This window comes from Bradyrhizobium sp. CCBAU 51745 (assembly GCF_028128715.1).
In the GTDB taxonomy this organism is placed as follows: Bacteria; Pseudomonadota; Alphaproteobacteria; order Rhizobiales; family Xanthobacteraceae; genus Bradyrhizobium; species Bradyrhizobium manausense.
In genome coordinates this window covers 26,713-43,755 of the sequence record NZ_LBJP01000092.1, presented here as the reverse complement: position 1 = coordinate 43,755, position 17,043 = coordinate 26,713, and the positions used below count along the sequence as shown (strand labels likewise).

Annotated in this window: 13 protein-coding genes and 4 pseudogenes; 5 read left to right on the top strand and 12 right to left on the bottom strand. The window is 57.8% G+C overall.

Annotation, left to right across the window (positions count from 1 at the left end; translation table 11 throughout):
• Positions 1-290: 290 nt before the first annotated feature.
• From XH98_RS34780 to XH98_RS34770, 3 genes and pseudogenes are all read left to right on the top strand, one after another.
• On the top strand, positions 291-1,319 hold the full coding sequence (locus tag XH98_RS34780; RefSeq protein WP_271621252.1) for an IS110 family transposase: 1,029 nt from the start codon (positions 291-293) through the stop codon (positions 1,317-1,319).
• A gap of 430 nt (positions 1,320-1,749) precedes the next feature.
• Positions 1,750-1,962 (top strand): annotated as a pseudogene (locus tag XH98_RS40960) (IS1096 element passenger TnpR family protein); the annotation flags it as partial.
• A 47-nt stretch (positions 1,963-2,009) separates the two neighbouring features.
• The gene (locus tag XH98_RS34770) at positions 2,010-2,432 is read left to right on the top strand and encodes a plasmid pRiA4b ORF-3 family protein (RefSeq protein WP_271621251.1); all 423 of its coding nucleotides are present in this window, start codon (positions 2,010-2,012) and stop codon (positions 2,430-2,432) included.
• Positions 2,433-2,595: 163 nt separating this feature from the next.
• On the opposite strand, the pseudogene XH98_RS34765 reads toward XH98_RS34770, so the two are convergent.
• The 10 genes and pseudogenes from XH98_RS34765 to XH98_RS34720 all read right to left on the bottom strand — a co-directional run.
• Positions 2,596-3,326, bottom strand: a pseudogene (locus XH98_RS34765) (IS630 family transposase); the annotation flags it as partial.
• 179 nt (positions 3,327-3,505) lie between these two features.
• Positions 3,506-3,910, bottom strand: coding sequence for an iron dependent repressor, metal binding and dimerization domain protein (locus XH98_RS34760; protein WP_271598067.1), 405 nt, complete (start codon positions 3,908-3,910; stop codon positions 3,506-3,508).
• A gap of 86 nt (positions 3,911-3,996) precedes the next feature.
• A pseudogene (locus XH98_RS34755) lies at positions 3,997-4,108 on the bottom strand (transposase); the annotation flags it as partial.
• Between the two features lie 102 nt (positions 4,109-4,210).
• Complete coding sequence (locus XH98_RS34750) at positions 4,211-4,690, bottom strand: Lrp/AsnC family transcriptional regulator (protein WP_271598096.1); 480 nt, start codon at positions 4,688-4,690, stop codon at positions 4,211-4,213.
• A gap of 377 nt (positions 4,691-5,067) precedes the next feature.
• Positions 5,068-5,229: a hypothetical protein gene (locus XH98_RS34745; protein ID WP_271598068.1), complete on the bottom strand. Its 162-nt coding sequence runs from the start codon at positions 5,227-5,229 to the stop codon at positions 5,068-5,070.
• 191 nt (positions 5,230-5,420) lie between these two features.
• Positions 5,421-6,572, bottom strand: coding sequence for a glycoside hydrolase family 88 protein (locus XH98_RS34740; protein WP_271598069.1), 1,152 nt, complete (start codon positions 6,570-6,572; stop codon positions 5,421-5,423).
• Positions 6,573-6,633: 61 nt separating this feature from the next.
• Complete coding sequence (locus tag XH98_RS34735) at positions 6,634-7,980, bottom strand: MFS transporter (protein WP_271598070.1); 1,347 nt, start codon at positions 7,978-7,980, stop codon at positions 6,634-6,636.
• A gap of 117 nt (positions 7,981-8,097) precedes the next feature.
• A complete protein-coding gene (locus XH98_RS34730) occupies positions 8,098-8,883 on the bottom strand; it encodes an enoyl-CoA hydratase-related protein (protein WP_271598071.1) in 786 nt (261 codons plus the stop codon).
• Positions 8,884-8,914: 31 nt separating this feature from the next.
• Positions 8,915-9,679 (bottom strand): enoyl-CoA hydratase/isomerase family protein, encoded by a 765-nt coding sequence (locus XH98_RS34725; protein ID WP_271598072.1) that lies wholly within the window; start codon positions 9,677-9,679, stop codon positions 8,915-8,917.
• A gap of 12 nt (positions 9,680-9,691) precedes the next feature.
• Positions 9,692-11,290, bottom strand: coding sequence for an acyl CoA:acetate/3-ketoacid CoA transferase (locus XH98_RS34720; RefSeq protein ID WP_271598073.1), 1,599 nt, complete (start codon positions 11,288-11,290; stop codon positions 9,692-9,694).
• A gap of 294 nt (positions 11,291-11,584) precedes the next feature.
• On the opposite strand from XH98_RS34720, the gene XH98_RS34715 reads away from it, so the two are divergent.
• Both XH98_RS34715 and XH98_RS34710 read left to right on the top strand, forming a co-directional pair.
• Positions 11,585-12,634, top strand: coding sequence for a LacI family DNA-binding transcriptional regulator (locus XH98_RS34715; protein WP_271598074.1), 1,050 nt, complete (start codon positions 11,585-11,587; stop codon positions 12,632-12,634).
• Positions 12,635-12,907: 273 nt separating this feature from the next.
• Positions 12,908-13,837 (top strand): dihydrodipicolinate synthase family protein, encoded by a 930-nt coding sequence (locus XH98_RS34710; protein WP_271598075.1) that lies wholly within the window; start codon positions 12,908-12,910, stop codon positions 13,835-13,837.
• A 444-nt stretch (positions 13,838-14,281) separates the two neighbouring features.
• Here XH98_RS34710 and XH98_RS34705 read toward each other — a convergent pair whose 3' ends face one another.
• Together XH98_RS34705 and ltrA are read right to left on the bottom strand one after the other, a co-directional pair.
• Entirely contained in the window at positions 14,282-15,007 is a 726-nt protein-coding gene (locus XH98_RS34705) for an FkbM family methyltransferase (protein WP_271621250.1), read from the bottom strand.
• Between the two features lie 265 nt (positions 15,008-15,272).
• Positions 15,273-16,519, bottom strand: a pseudogene (ltrA, locus tag XH98_RS34700) (group II intron reverse transcriptase/maturase).
• Positions 16,520-17,043 lie beyond the last annotated feature (524 nt).

The window sequence follows — 17,043 nt, the reverse complement described above, 5'->3', positions numbered from 1 at the left end:
GTCCACGCAACGTCGTTAGCGTTTAGTTCGTCGACTAACATGTCGTACTCGTCGCGCGCAATCTGAAGCGCTTTCACCGCGGCAACGATCGCCTTTACGCGACGCGCGTACTCTGGCTTCACAGCAGCGCATACAGGCCCGACTTATCGGCGCACCATGAACCTGAACCAATCATCGAAATTGCGTCAGACCCAATATTGCAAACGATGATGTAATTGCGGTCGGTGCCCGCGGCTCGAAAGGTCCGCTATCTTCAAGCCTTCGCGCAATCTCACGAATCGGATGGGGCCATGAAGCAGTATGTTGGGCTGGATGTCTCGCAAAAAGAAACGTCGGTATGTGTGGTCGACGAAGTAGGTCAGGTCTTGTTCGAGGGAAAGGCCAAGTCCGACCCGGGGGCGCTCACGGCGCTGCTACGCAAGCGGGCGCCACAGGCGGAGCGCATCGGATTTGAGACCGGAGCGATGGCGAGCTGGCTTTGGCATGAACTTCGTAGAGTTGATCTTCCGGTGGTCTGCATCGACGCGCGGTATGCCCACGCGGCTTTGTCTGTGCGCATGAACAAGAGCGATCAGAATGATGCTCGAGGACTGGCCGAACTGGTACGAGTTGGCTGGTATCGAGAAGTCAGGGTTAAGAGCGAGGAAAGTCAGAAGATCCGCGCGATACTCGTCGCGAGATCTCGGCTCGTGGCCATGCGTCGAGATATCGAGAACCAGGTCCGCAGCCTCATCAAAGAATACGGTTTGCTGTTGCCGCGCGCTATCGGACTGCAGTTTCGCAATCAGGTCTGCGAGCTATTGGGCAAAGAGCATCAGCTCCTCGGTGTGATCGCGCCGCTTCTGTCGATCCATGAACAGATCTGCAAGCAGCAAAGCAACTTCGACAACGAAGTCCGCCAGTTGGCAAAGTCGGATGAGACGACGCGCCGCCTGATGACGGTTCCTGGTGTTGGTGTAGTGACCGCCTTAACCTTCCGCCATACGATCGACGACCCATCGCGCTTCCGATCGGCATCGAGCGTAGGCGCCTATCTGGGTCTTACACCTCGGCGCAACCAATCTGGCGAAACTGACATCAATGGCAAAATATCGCGATGGGGCGACCGTCTTCTCCGAACTTACCTGTTCGAGGCCGCGACCGTCCTGCTTTATCGAACGAAGAAATGGTCCTCCCTCAAAGCCTGGGGAATGAAGCTCGCAAAGAGGATTGGCATGAGGAAGGCGAAGGTCGCCATCGCGCGCAAGATCGCCGTTGTTCTGCACTGCATCTGGGTCGACGGTACATCGTTCGACTGGGGCCAGGCGAAGGAAGCCTGACCCGATTTTGTAAAAGTTCCTGGTCCGGTCTGCCGGACTGGCGATGTCCCGCTGGGACGGTGTTGTGGCGACCTCGTTCATTCGGCTGGTGGCGGCTTGACTGTACTCCGCTGCAGACGTTGAGGCGTCCGACCCGGACATCATCATGAGGCGCTGCGCGACCTCGGAAAGGACCATGACCCCAGCGAAGGCATCAACCAGCCCGTACGATCCAATGCCTGGCCAGCACAGCATGTATCAGCCGCGCCCGCGCCGTCTCCGCAACCCGACCAGCTCCGACGGCACGGGCGCTACCACCATGCCATGGGCGAGTCCAGAAATGTAAGCTTGACAATAAACCGCAATTAAAGGGCCGAATGACACTCGAACGTGGCGAGCCTGGGCCTGATAGATTTCGAGTTGCCTGCGACATGGAAGGATTGGCATCGAAATGCCGCGACCGGCCCTACGATGCTGGAAGTTGTCGTTACCGGATCAAAGTGAAGAACCGCACGCATCCGAGGCTGGCGGCATGAGCCTGAACACGACCGCGGTCCGGATCAAGGTGACCCTCAAGGACGTGAAGCCCGAAGTGATGCGTCGCCTTGTCGTACCCGTCACCCTGCGCCTTGATCGGCCGCATCTGACGCTTCAGGAGGCATTCGGCTGGACGAACAGTCACCTCTTCGAGTTCTTCGCTGGTGAGGTCCATTGGGGTATTCCCTCTCCGACAATGATTACGGCCACCAGCCCAGGGATGCCAGCAACACGCGGCTTTGCGATATCGTTCGCGAGACCGGCGCCAAGACGATCCACTATCTCCATGACTTCGGCGAAAGCTGGGACCATGTGATCAAGCTCGAAAAATGGTTCGAGAACACCACGTCGGAGGGACTTCCCCTCTTGCTCGAGGCCGCCGGTCGTTGCCCTCCGGAAGACGTCGGCGGTGCGCCAGGCTATGCCGAATACCTCGACGCCATCAGCGACCCCGCCCTTCCCGAGCACGAACACATGCGCCTCTGGGGCCCGGATCGGTTCGATCCCAACGTCATCGATAGGAAGGCGCTTGAGGCCGTAGTCAACGCCTTATCCGACGTATGGAAGCCGCGGCGACGCATTACGCGCTCAAAATAGGCGTCAAGCGTCAATCAAAAGGGCCGCAGAGCTACGCTTACGCAAAAGATTGAGCACGCTGAGTTGCTGAGGCTTAGGATCAAGCTGCTGCATTCGATGCTAGCCAACTTACGCAATGGGCAGCTCACCAACCTTTCTCCAGGTTGCCTCACGTCACGGGCTCGGCGGCTCGCATCAGATGTTTGAGTTTGACGAAGACCTGCTCGATCGGATTGAGGTCAGGGCTATATGGCGGCAAGAAGATGCGATGGGCGCCTCTGGCACACCTTCTCAACGTACAGGGTGAAGAGCTCACCATTGATGGGGCCATCAATCACCCAAGGTGCGCTGATCCTATCGTGAGGCAGCGCTGCGATGAAGGTCATTGTCTTCCAATGACCGAAAGGTGCAGAGGCTTGGAGGCGCTGCCCACAAGGTCCCCAGCCGCGCAACGGTGCCATATTGGTTTTGATCCACGTCTCGTCGATAAACACCAACCGCGCGACGTCGATCTTGCCTTGATGTGCTTTCCAGCGGGTCCGCTTACGGGCGACGTCGGGACAATCCTGCTCGGCTGGTAGAAGCGTTTTTTTGAAGCTGAGCCCTTCGGTGTGAACAAAAGTCCACACCGCCCGCACGTCTGATCCCGCGTGCAGCCAGTTCCTGCGTCAGTTTGCGCAAAGTGAATGGCCCCGAGCGAATGCGTTTGCGCAGCCAGTCGGCGTTGGCATCCGACAGAACACGTTTCTTATGGCCGCCGATTTGGCCAGGTGACAGGCCTCCGGTATCCCGTCTCAGATTCTTCCACTTCGTCACGCAGGAGGGGCTGATCTGGAGCGCCTCGGCAATCGAACGAACCGTGTCAGCTCGCGCCAAAGCCCGTTCCCGGATGTCTTCCGAATAGGGTCGCGTCATCCATGCTGGCCTCCGTCCTCCAGCATGGAGGTTGAATCAGAAATCGCTCCCGCTGGGAATCCCGATTCCAGTCAAAAACAACATGCTCTAATGCAGGACATCAAGTCAAAACGGGACTGAGCCCTGTCTGTGATTGGTTGGCTATCGGCACACTGGCGCGCTGGAAACTCCGAGAATGCCTAGACGGTCGCTTCTGAAACATGATGCTCGATGCCTTCGGCGTCCACCTCTGCGGTCTCACGGGGCACGCCAAGCACGAGCAGCATTTCAAGGACCAGACGATGGCGGGCGTGCACCCGCCTGGCGAGCGCTTCTCCCTTGTCGGTCAGAAAAATACCGCGGTAGGGACGGCCCACCGCCAGGCCTTCCCTCTTCCGCCGCGAGATCGTGTTGATCGCCTTCGGATGCGAAACCCCGAGCCTTCGCGCAATGCCGGTGGCGCGGGCCTCACCCGTCGAACAATCAGGTCGGCAATCAGCTCGACATAATCTTCGAGGATGGCGGTCGAGCGCGCCGAACGGGCCTTGTAAAGCGTAGCGCCTGCGCCTGTTCGGTGGGAAGCTCATCGAGCGATGGCGCGACATCCGTGGAAGCCTTCGGGCGCATGTGAGAATCCGGTCTCTTGGCATCTGACCATGGGCGCCGGGCCATGGCTGCGGTGGCTAACGTCCATGCTGGCGTCGCTGACGCCATCTCGCGGCACAGATCGGCGACCGAAAGGCCGGCCTCATGCTCCTTCAAGATTCCGATGATCTGCCGTCTGAAAAGCGACTATGCTTCAGGCTCTGGTCCTCGTCTGGGCCAGAGCAACTGCGAGCTTGATTAAGCCGGCGGGGCGAGGTCACCAGCGGAATTGCCGGATTGAGACACCCGTCGCCGATTGCTTAGTCTATTGCAGGGAGGCTCTCAACTGGAACAGCAAAGCCAGCTTTTACCCGATCCAGTACGACCATCGTCTTGAAGCCTTTGATGTCCGGGTGCTTATGGAAGAAGCGTCTAGTGAACTCCTCATAATCCTCCATGCTGCGTGTGGTAACGTATAAGATAAAGTCAGCATCGCCAGTAACGTAGAAGCCGTTGACGACTTCAGCTGATGATTTGATGGCCTTCTTAAGCCTATCAATTATATCCGAACGTTCCCGCTCCAGTGTAACCAACACAAGCATTTGTATTGGCCTTCCAACTGCCTTCGGCGAAACGATTGAGACATCGGCCTCGATGATGCCTTCCGAACGGAGTCTCTTTAGTCTTCGTTGGCATGCCGTGGCCGAAAGCCCCGCCAATGCACCGATTGCATCGGACGTTAGACGGTTGTTCTTTTGCACGATCTCGAGGATACGCGCGTCTACCCGATCGTATCGCATAATCCACTCCCGCCTTGAGGTGAATTTCACCGCCAGATTCAATGCGCCCGGCGCAGGAAATCGTTCCACAGCAGTGCCGCCGTCGGGCCAGAACCGCTCGAAGACAAAGGCAGCGCATTTACGCACCCTCGATTGCACGGCAGAGGAGAGAGCGGGCAACGCCGCCTTGTCTGTGCGAAAACAGTCCAACTTCGCCGAAGGACTAAGCTCCTGTTTAGAGAAGGTCTCTGAAGTAGGACGACGAGCCAGAGCACCCCTGCAAAGGGAAAGTCGTCTGAGCGAGCGATAGTGAATTACAGTACGCTGCACGTCTCACCGTCGTAGAGCACTATCAATCTCACACCGCCCTTGTGTTAGCCGTCAGCAACGCGCGAAGCTCACTTCTGGTACGCCTCTCGGCGCGCTTTGAAGCGGTCGACGCATTTTTTGGAGCAAAGGGCCGTCCGCCACCAATAGTAGCGGATCAGGCCGAACTTTCCGCCGCACATCGCGCAGCACTTTGCTGAACCGTGCTGAGAACCATCGAAGCTGTTGCGCATGCGTCGCCTCTTCTCGCATAGGCTGGACAGCCTCCATTTCTTCGCCGATGGCGCGTGCAATCAAATCCGCTGTTCGAATTTCTGATGAGGTCTGATCGCATAATGCGCTGTTAGGCGCCCCCGGAATCGCAGACGTTTTGCAGAGGCGAACCACCGAACGGAACTTCATTTCCACAGGTGCAAACACAGGATCAGATCCGCCCCATGGTCACGAGACCAGTGAGGATCGCCAGAGCTTCAAATAGGAAATAACTGCCAAATATCAGTTCTGCGTCGTGCGCCGTGTCGATGTCCCGCGCCGACACTTTTCGGGTAAAACATCCCCCCGTGAGCATTCCAGGTGGCCGCTCGTCGGAAGGGACGACGGGCGTCAAATATGCCGAGACCAGTTTGGCGACTGTCCGCTCCGCAAAGTCTCGGTACTTGGCGCCCGCAGTGGCGCCCAGTGCGGACGCAAGTCTCAAGGATGCTGCCGCGGCGATAGCGGTGGCGGCGGTATCCCGGCTCGTGTTTGGAATTGCTGGATCGTCAAAGTCCCAATACGCGACCAGATCCGTGGGCACGTGATCGATCCACCAGTCCAGCACGCGCACCGCATACTCGCGCCACAGCGGCTCCTTTGGACGAACCATTGCCGCATGAGCGGTATAAAGAATCGCCCACCCCTGCGCACGTCCCCAAGTGCTCACATCGCTGTATCCCTTATGCGTGTGCGTCCTGAGCACCTTACCTGTTTGCGGGTCGAGTGTGGATGATTGGATCACCGAATTATCGGGCCGAACATGAATCTCCAAGACCCTCCGCATGTGGGCATTGGCGATCTCGTCCATGCGCTGATCCCCCAACTGGTCCGAGGCCCAGTAAAGCAATCCCGTGGCCTGGAGAGAGTCGATGCTGCTTTCAGCAGTACCGACAGCATTGGCTTCCTCGGCATCCTGGCCGAGCGGGATCAAGCCAAGCTTAGGATCGAACATCTGCTCCAGCGACCTGGCTGCCGTGAGCGCGGCATCGCCTGCCATGTCATCTGCGAAGAGGATGCTTCCAAGCGCCGCACCGTGGTAGAAGCCAAACCCCTTAAAAGCGGTCCGGAGCCGGGCGCGAGGCAGCATTCTGCTCAGGGCGGCACGCGCGTCAGAAATCGGAAAGCGCTGTGGATCGGCCAGATGTGCAAGCCAAAGCTGACCAACAAAGGCGCCGCCGGTCCAATCACCGTCGGGCGTGAACGTCCATCTTCCATCAGTGGTGCGAGCCCAGTGCGGCAGGCCAGTTTTGGCAGTCTCCCGCGTTTGCGTGATGCGCGCCAGCATCCGTTCGCGTGCGGACAAGTAATTGCTTCCGGACATGTTTTCTCCAACAAAGCGTCGGCTCCAACGGAGCCCTGATTAGAAGGCCGAAGCGGCAAATTCAGTCGCCGATGTAGACGAGCCCGCGCCTTTTTGCTGCGTGATAGACGACGACGCTGAGCACCGCGACCACAGATCCATAAACCGGGAACATCCATGCCATATTTGCGTGCTGCAACCAGACCAGCAAATAGGGAGAGGTACCCCCAAAGAGTGATACGCCAAGCGCATACCCGACAGCGATGCCCGTCGTGCGCACCGCGCGTGGCATCAAGGTGGTCGCAATAAAGTTGTAGAGAGCCATGTTGAAGCCGACGATTGCGCCGCCGAACACCATTACAAAGAAGAACGTCGAAATACTCTTCTCAGAATAGAGCAACGTCAGGAAGAAGCACGCCACGAGCAAGAGCCGCAGGAGTGTGAACGCTCGCGAAGCCCGAACTTTGTCGGCGAAGGCGCCCACAAACGGCGCCGTAACGATCCAGATCACGCCCATCAGCGTCGTGATCCCGTACACCCAGGTGCTGTTCTCCTTGAACACGCCATTCGCCAGGTTGGGCAAGCCGGCATTCCACGCGTAGTTCGCGATCTGCACCGCCCCGACGACCAGGATGACCGCGAGCAGCGAAAGCCGCACGCTCCAGAGCGTCTTCCAGACGCCACCGGTTGTCTCCTGCGTACGTGATAATTCATCCCGATGCATGACGTGTTTGATCAAGGTCTCTGGCAGCTTGCTGCGCAGATAGATGATCAGCAGGCCGAGGGCTCCGCCGACGGCAAAAGGTAGCCGCCAAGCCCATTCGTGCATTGTCTCGGACGCCACCGAGGCGCTCACGAGAAAGGCGACCAAACTGGAGCCGAAGACACCGAGCTGAATGAACGTGCCGCTGATCAGGCCAAGGTAGCGCCCTTCTTGGCCTTGTGGAGCAAGTTCAATCGCTATGGCATTTGCGACTCCGGCCTCGGCGCCGGTAGCAAGTCCCTGAACAAGCCGGATGATCAACAATATGATCGCCGCTGCGACGCCGAGCTCCCTGTAACTGGGCAAGACCGAAATGAGCAGCGAGCACAAGGCCATCGCGGTGACGGAAATCATCATCACGCGCTTGTGGCTGATGCGATCTGCTATCGGACCGAGGATCGCAGCTCCGACCGGTCGCGCGAAGAAGCCCGCGCCGTAAACGGCGAGTGCGGCGAGCAGCGATGTTGTCGGATCACTGGAGGGAAAGAAAAGTGGCGACAGAAAAGAAGCCATCATTCCGTAGACAGTCCAGTCGTACCACTCCAGGGCCACGCCACCGCCCAAAGCAATGGTCATGCTCCTCGTGGCAACTCGTTTTTGGGGCGACACTGCCCGCGCCGAGCTTTGCGGATTGGCTGTGGGGATGGGTTCAACGATGGTAGTCATTTGTTTCCTCGCATTTATTATAATGAAAACGTTTACATTTCTTCACGGCAGCGCAGTGTGGAGCATTGTCGCATCGCGGACGACTTGCTTGATCAGGAACGGATTTGGGCGCTTCCCTCAGCGTCCGGAGAATATTGGCTGCCGCTTTTCGACGAAGGCAGCCACGCCCTCCCTTTGGTCATCGGTTGTGAATGCGTAACGGATAGCGCGTCGCTCAATCGCTAAGCCAGCCGACAGCGCGGTTTCGTAACCTGCCTGAATCGACTCCTTGGCCAAGTGGGCAGCAATCGGCGCGCGCTTCGAGTTGACGCGTGCTATCGCGAGCGCGCGTTCGACTAACTCAGACGACGGCAGCATTTCGGATGCGAGGCCAGCAGCCAATGCCCTTTCCGCGCTGATTGGCTCACCTGTCAGCACCATCTGCATGGCAAGGGATTTGCCGATGCTCCGCGTCAACCGCTGGGTCGCGCCATCTCCGGGCATGATCCCGATCGTGATTTCCGGCTGCGCAAGCACGCTGTCTTCCGCGGCAAGCAGGATGTCGGCTAGCATCGCGAGCTCGAGGCCGCCGCCGAGGCAGACGCCTCGAACCGCTGCAATGAGCGGCTTGGGGAAGCCGGCGATGGAATCCCATGCATGCTGCCGTGCAGGATCGCTCAGCGCCTCAAAACCGTGCTGCTGCATCTCCTTGATATCGGCTCCAGCGGAAAAGCCCTGCTCATCACCCGTCAAAACCACGCACCGCACGGCCTCGTCAGAGCGAGCCGCACGAAGCACATCCGCAAGCTCGCCCAAGAGCGCCGCACGCAGGGCATTCCCTTGCTTTGGGCGATTGAGCCGCAGCAGGAGTACGGCCGGGTCAGGCCGCTCGGCGATGACAAGAGGAGGGACAGCTTGATTCATATCATTCCTTCAAATCAAACTCTGCGAAGGGCTAGGCGCCGGCGGCTTTCTTCGGAAGGAAGCGTTGCATGTTCGCTTGCGCGGTCTCATGCAGAATGTCTTGAACGAAGTAGCGGTTGGCCAAGTCATCCATGACTTCTGCCCTTGGGGTTACCGAGGTGGTGAAAAACTGCTTTGTGGTGAGCACGGCGTGGGGCGGCATTGCCGCCAGGCCCTTGGCGTAGCGGAGCGCCGCCTCGCGAGCGGTTTCAGCCGGCGAGGACAGAATGTCAGCCAGGCCCAACCGATGTGCCTCCACTCCGTCGATCCCAGTCGGGCTCCAGCTCAAGGACCGAGCCGCAAACGGGCCGACGCGCGCGGCCAAAGTGTCCAGCCCGAAGCCCGGCAGCCAGCCCAGAGACACTTCCGGCAGATGCCAGCGCGCTTGCCGAGCGGTTACGACAACATCGCATGCCGCTGCGAACATGAGGCCGCCGCCCAAGGCAAACCCATCCACCGCGCAGACGACAGGCTTTCTGGCAAGGGCGAGGGAGCGCACAAATGCACCCAGCCGGCGATTCAGGTCGAAAGTGTCGTCGATGTCGCCCGCCGAGAAATCCTTCAGGTCTGCGCCGGCCGAGAAACCGGGGCCATTCCCAGCGATCAGGATGACGTTCACAGCCGCGTCGCCGGCTGCCTTGCCCACCGACTCAGTTAGATCCTTCAGCATGTCTTCGCCGAGCGCGTTGCGTCGCTCCGGCCTATTCATCGCCAGGATCTGGACTTTGTCTTCGCATTCCATCGAGACGAACTTCACGTCAGCCGCTCCTTACGCCGGTCCTGCCCTATCATGAAACTGCACCGCCAAATTCATTGGCTCGTCCTTGAATATCCTCGCGTCCATCAGCTTCAGATTGGGCGAGACAATTACGTCGAACTCAATGTTCGCCAGCACATGCTTTTGGACAGATATGCCAGGTGCGACTTCGGTGAGCATGACCCCGTTTGGCGTAAGCTTGAACACGGCACGCTCGGTGATGAAAACGACCTCTTGCTGGCGCTCCTTTGCAAAAGCGCCACTGAAGGTGATCTGGTAGACGTCCTTCACCCACTTCTTGACCGTTCCCTCGTTAGCGATGACGAGAGTCCCGTTGTCCGGGATCGCATTCAATCCCGATGCCGTTAGGGTACCGGAGAAAACGACTTTTTGGGCACCCTGGCTGATGTTGATGAAGCCGCCTGGCCCTATGATCTTGTCGCCGAAGCGGCTCACATTGACGTTGCCGTGTCGATCGACTTCAGCAGAAGACAAGAATGCGATGTCCAACCCGCCACCGTCGTAAAAGTCGAATTGATCCGGCTGCGGCGCAATCATGTCGTAATTCGTACCTGCGCCAGCGTCCTGTCCGGGGGCAGGAATACCGCCGATGACCCCCTGCTCGGCCGTCAATGTGACTGAACGGTAGATCCCCTCTTCTGCGGCCACAACCGCAATTCCGTTCGAGATCCCATAGCCGATGTTGACGGTAGCTCCCGGGTACAATTCAAGGGCCGCTCGTCGCGCGATCACCTTTCTCACATCGAACGGCAGCGATGCGATCTTCCCGTCGGGCACACGCATCTTTCCGGCATAGGCTGGGCTATACTCCGTCGCATAGGTTTGTCGCTGATGGGGATCGACGACGAGGTAATCGACCAGAACCCCAGGGATTCTCACTTCTCGCTGGTTCAGCGTATTGGATGCTGCGACCCGCTTGACCTGGACAATGACTATCCCGCCAGAGCGGCGCGTGGCAGCGGCAATCGACATGCTTTCGCCGACATATGCCTCGTCTTCGAGCGAGATATTTCCCTTCTCGTCCGCAATACTGCCTCGCAGAATCGCGACCTGGATGGGGAAAGTCTTGTAGAGCAGGTGCTCTTCTCCTTCGATGTCGACAACAGCAACCATCTCCTCTCTGCTGCACTCGCTCTGCTTGCAGCCGCCGATACGAGGGTCAGCGAAAGTTCTGAGGCCCACTTTCGTGATCACGCCGGGGCGTCCCGCCGCGCTTTCGCGGGTGAGCTGCGCCAGGACTCCCTGAGGGAGGGTGTAGGCTTCAATTTCATTGGCGAGCGCACGCCGCCCAAGCGCCGGACAATTGTTCAAGCCGCTGGCTACCACTCGACGCACCAGGCCTGGGGCTGCGAGCTTGTTGAATCCTGTCGTTGCCCAATCGCCGATGGCGACCGTTCCCACCAGCATCAAGTTCTTGGGAGACCCCTGCTCGGAATGAACGTCGCGAAGGGCGTCAATGACGAGCTCAGGGATCGCAACTCCGGCAGAGCCGCCGAAATAGACGCAATCGCCATCGGAGATCAGCGATACGGCTTGCCGAGCCGTGATGATTGGCACTTCGCCGGTTCGCTTATTCTTTTTCAATTGCATGCCTTCACCACTTTGATGCGCCTGATCCCTGTGGGGCAGCCTTGTGCCCCGGCCCGCTTCTGCATACGCGGGAAGCGTCGTTTTGAAAAGGTTTACATTGCCATTGGTAATCCGACAAGTGAAAAAGACGGAGATCCGCAAAACTCAAGCAAAACCGACTCTAATAGGCCCTTGCCAACGTCATTTTGCCCAATATGATCAATTGTATCGACGCTGGCGGTATGATAACGATTTCAGTAGTATGGTCTGAGGGGGCCGCCTTTTAGGGCTGGCTGGTGGAAAAGAAGTAGGCTCATGGCGTTAGAAAAAGCGGCCCGGATTGACCGAGGCAGGCAATCACCCACTGTGGTGGAAATAGCGAAACGGGCCGGTTGTTCTATCGCGACAGTTTCGCGCGTATTGAATCGGCCCGAAACCGTCGCAATTGACTTAAGAGAGCGCATTCTTCGGCTCGTTGATGAGCTCGGCTATGTTCCCAACGGATCAGCACGCGCGCTGCGATCTTCGCGGTCTCGACTGATTGGCTTGATAGTTCCGACGCTGGATGCAGCGATCTTCACGCGAATGCTCGAAGGTCTGGAGAGCCGGCTGGCACCGGCCGGCGCTTCGCTGGTCTACTCTGCAACGGGTTACGATCTGGATCGGGAAACACGCGTCGTGCGCAACCTGATCGAAAAGGGCGTCGACGGTGTTGTTCTCGTGGGTTCTTGCCACAGGAAGGAAACATTAAAACTGCTGCGTGAGCACAAGGTGCGATATGCTGTAACCTACGCCCTCTCGGACGACGTTTCGATCCCCAGCATGGGTTTTGACAACCGCAGCGGCGGGGCTTTGGCGGCAAACTACCTTGCAGATCTCGGCCATCGGCACCTTGCAGTTATTGCTGGCGTAACGCGCGATAACGACCGAGCATCCGGTCGCCTCGAGGGCTTCCTCGCCATGGCTGAGCGTCGCGGAATAAGCCGCTCCAGTATTGTCGTTGTGGAATCGCCCTACGAGTTCAGCAGGGGTCGAGCAGCCGCCAAAATTATTCTGAACCAAAACAAAAATGTGACTGCCATATTCTGCGGCAGCGACGTGCTGGCTGTCGGAGCGATGCGCGCATGCCAAGAGGCAGGATTAAGCGTGCCCAAGGACATTTCGATGATCGGGTTCGACAATCTCGACATCGCAGAGTATCTCACTCCGGGGCTGACGACAGTTGATGTCCCGGCTCGCCTGATGGGCGAACAGGCCGCCAACTATTTTCTGGCGGATCAAAATTCCCTGGACATCCATGCAAGGGTCGAGCTCGAAACGCGTCTGATCGTTCGAGACTCAACTGCACCCGCGAAGGATCGCTAATAACACGCAGCCTGCGCGCATTGTCTTGTCAGGCTCAATTTTCTGCTCCCCAGCCGCAACACAAGTGTCAGCGAACCTCACAGGTCAAACCACGCCGTTAGCGGCGTTCCGAAAAATTCCGAACCATGTTCGTAGCAAGGTGTTTGCCGGCGAAGACAAGGGTCAGTTCTCGTAACATTGTTCAAGGCGAGCGACATTGGCGATCCCGATCGATGCACCACACCAGTCGCACTTCCGATGCCCCTCAATCCCTCCCCAGAGAGATTCTAACTCATGCAAGATCACACAAGCCAGACCTATGGAGGTCTGTTTCCAGTCGCGCCAACGCCATTCACGGACTCTGGAGATCTCGATCTGGAGGGGCAACGGCGTGTTTTGGATTGCATGATCGATCAGAAGGTCGACGGAATTTGTATGCTTGCCAACTATTCCGAGCAGTTCCTATTGTCGGACGAGGAGCGCAGATTGCTAGTTGACCTCTGTCTGTCACACGTCGCCGGCCGCAGACCGGTCATGGTGACTTGCAGTCATTTTAGCACTCGGATTGCGGTGGAACGCGCACGCTATGCCGCCGAACGAGGCGCAAGCCTACTGATGCTGATGCCGCCCTACCACGGTGCCGGTCTCAAGGCGGATGAAAATCATATGATCGAGCATTTCGCTCGTGTCGCCGATGCGGCGGGAATTCCGATCATGGTTCAGGACGCGCCGCTCAGCGGCGTAACGCTTTCGGTACCCTTTCTCGTTCGGCTCGCACGGGAGGTGCCGCTTGTTAACTATTTCAAGATCGAAGTCCCGTTTGCCGCCGCGAAGCTGCGCAATCTGATCGAGGCGGGCAATGCTGCCATAGTCGGTCCGTTTGATGGAGAGGAGGCCATCACCATGATGGCAGATCTGCAGGCTGGAGCGACCGGGACGATGTCGAGCGCGCTATGTCCGGATTTGTTGCGGCCGGTTTTCGATTATCATGTGGCGGGTCGCAGCGGGGAAGCGGCCGCTGCCTATGCAAAGGTGCTGCCCTTGATCAATTACGAGAACCGTCAATGTGGCCTGCGGGCAGCCAAGACCGTGATGATGGAGGGTAAAGTCATCAGATCTGACGCGGTGCGGCATCCGCTCGAGCAAATTCATCCCCATACGAAAGCCGGCCTGATTGAACTGGCGCGCGAAGTCAACCCTTTGGCGCTCCGCTGGGGCCATTGAAATGGTTCTGCCTGAATTAAGTTGGTCGGCGAACTGACGTGCGAGGCCGAAAGCTCATGCACCTCCGGAATTTAGTCAAGTTCAGAGCTTATCGATGACAAACAACTATATTGCTGGCGAATGGCTTCCGAGCTAATCCATGCTCGGTGCCTCGCGCAATGTGGCGCTTGGGGACCCAGTCCTGGCTGACGCCGGCTCGAGTGGCCTCCTGGCTTGGGAGGTGCGACTGGCGCAACCTGTTTCCGACGTTACCCTTAGCGACGAAGAGTTCGTGCAACTCTGTCGTTGCCGGGAATGGTCCGGTACGCCGGTTCATCCATCCCACTCCTCGAGCTGTGCAGCTCATCATCCTGGCCGGCAAATGCGCCGAGGAGATCGTGCTCCTGCATCAATCAGTGGGGTTCGCCGGAGAGAACTAGCACCGGGCTACCTTTAGTAGCTGCATCAGTTCAATCTCTCGAAGATGACGTTTAGATCGGTGACGGCAGCAAGACGGTACGCTCTGCTCTCCATCAGATCTATGATGCGAGCCGTGTTGCCACCGAGAAAATGCTCACTTGGCTCGCACTGGATTATGGCAGGCTTGATGCGCTCGTGGTCAATGGCCTTGACGAGATCGTAATCTAATCCTTCGCAATCAATCGACAAGAAATCGATCTTGTTTGCATAGGGCGTCAATAGCTCGTTGATGTCTATAGCGCTCACCTCGATATGCTCTCGCACACCTCCTAGGCCGTCGAAGTCTCCGAAGCTCTCGATATGCGCTTCATTCAAAGAAGACAACTCATGAGCGTTTCCGATGAAGAGCGTGGCAGACGCGCGTGAAGTTGGCAGGACAACGGACGGCACGAGAACGTCTCTCGGACGCACTGTCCGGATCAGCGATCCCAATTCAGGATTGGGTTCGACTAGAACACCTTGCGCTCCTCTTTGATACATAAGATAGGTATTCGAGGTGGAGATGGGGTGATTAGCGCCGATCTCGACGTAGAACACGCTCTCCCAAGATCTTTGGCTCTTGGAGAGTCTTGCAGCCAACATTCCTTCCAAAATAACGTCTTCTCCGGCTTGTGCGTAGCTAACTGGGGCGAAGTGCTTGATCCGAGAGTTGGGAAGATTAAGCCTTTCGACTTCCCGGTTTATGCACTCGTTCTCAAGCTCGGAAAACATGAACTTGCCCTTCACATGTAAGCCGTTAAAGATAGCTCTCGCATGGTGGTCATCCCGGGGGCAACTGACTATGCTGGTAGTTGACGACTCTTGACGGAGCCGCCTGCTTTTATCAAAAAGCTCTTCTGGGTCGTGGTCGAGTAGCTCGCCATTTGGCTTTGCCCTCACAGATCCGGGCAGGCGGCTTTGGCGAGTAGGCCGGCGGAATCTCACCGCCGGTCTCTCATAGATCCCAGCGTGAGACTCTCGCCTCACTGGGCTCCCATCAGGCGAACGAGCCGCGTATGCCGATCTTCCAGTGTGCGAACAAGCCGGGACGTTCTCGAGATAGTCGTTCGAGGACGCGGCCGGCCTTGGCCTTGCGACCCATAAAGCGTTTGAACTTCCGCATCATCCAAGCCTCGATTGTCTGATTGACGTATCGAAGGATTGGCCCCAGAGCCGCGCGCGTGAATCGACCGTAATATTCAATCCACCCCCGCAGGAGTGGATTGAGCTGCCGAGCGATGTCAGCCATTGACACACGGGTTCGTCTTCGGAGGTTCAAATCCCGGATTGCCGCCCGCATGGACTTCAGCGCCGAAGCGCTGACCCCAGGCAGAAAACTGCAGAACACCGAGGCGTCTTGCGAGTTCTTTGCCCGTCGGGGCCGGAAGCAATAGCCAAGGAAGTCAAACTTGACGTTCGCATAGCTTCCTTTCCGCCGGCTGTCCTTACAGTAGATGATCCTGGTTTTGGTGGGGTGCATCTCAAGTCCGCATTCCGCCAGGCGAGTTTGTAGCTCGGCCTTTAGGGCTTCCGCTTCTTGCTCGCTCCGGCAGTGCACTAGACCATCGTCTGCATACCTACACCATGGGAGGTCAGGGTGCGTCCGCCCCATCCAGAGGTCGAACGTGTAGTGCAGGAAAAGGTTGGATAATATAGGGCTGATCACGCCACCTTGCGGGGTGCCGCGGGTTCGCTCGATAATTATTCCATCCTTGTCCATAGGTGCCGTCAGCCATCGTTCGATGTAGAGCAGCGCCCATTTGCACGTCACGTGCTTCCGGACAGCCCGTAGCAAAAGTTCGTGGTCGATGTTGTCGAACAGACCTTTGATGTCGAACTCGAGAACCCAGTCGTATTTCCAGCACCGCTTGCGCGTGACACCGATGGCATCGAGTGCCGATTTTCTCGGCCGATAGCCATAGGAGTCTGCCAAAAATATTGGGTCCAAGTCCGGCTCAATGAGTTGTTTGACAACCATCTGGGCCACGCGATCCGCTTCGGCTGGCGCTGGCCTCCAGCCTTTTTGGGAATGGAGACGGCGCGCACCGGTGGTGGAAAGTAGCTTCCCGAGCTCATCCGATTCCAAAGCTTGTAGAGATTGTTCTGCAAGTCGGAGTCGAACTGCTCGATCGTCTGTCCATCCACGCCGGCCGAACCCGCATTGGATTTGACCGCTTTGTAAGCCTCGTACACACGTTTCTTATCGATATGAAACGGCTTGTTTGTCGTGATCGTCGTCGTCATCCTGTTTCCAGTTGCTACGTCAATACGATTGTCCTGACCCGACCCCTTTGCTCCGGCCCGATTACGGGGCCTTCACCGCTCGTACGGGTCGGTCCGCCCCAGGCCCTGGCTTCGGTACTCTCGCCTCGCAGTTTTGGCCGCTTCAGCTTCTCCCTTGGCATCCAGGGACTGGTTCCTGCAGTTCCGCACGAAAGCCTGCATCCGCTTCACGCCCCCTATACGCCGACTGCTATCTGCCCAGTACTCAGGTAACCGACAGATTTATCCCAGAGGATGCGAGCGCCTCCGGTTTTGGCAGTGTCTAAAGCCTTTCGGCGCGTCACCGAGGGTTTGCTCACGCTCGTCTCTCGAATGCTCACCTGCCCGAATTTCATTCGAACTTTTGATCCAACGCTCACCACCACGCCTTTTGAACGCAGCAGCTTGGACTAGTTTGGGACCTGCTCCTGAAAGCCGATCCCGAGGGGCCCGCCCTCATCTTTCGCGCAGCTTATCCCCACGGTCAGCTGTTCATTGCAAACCCC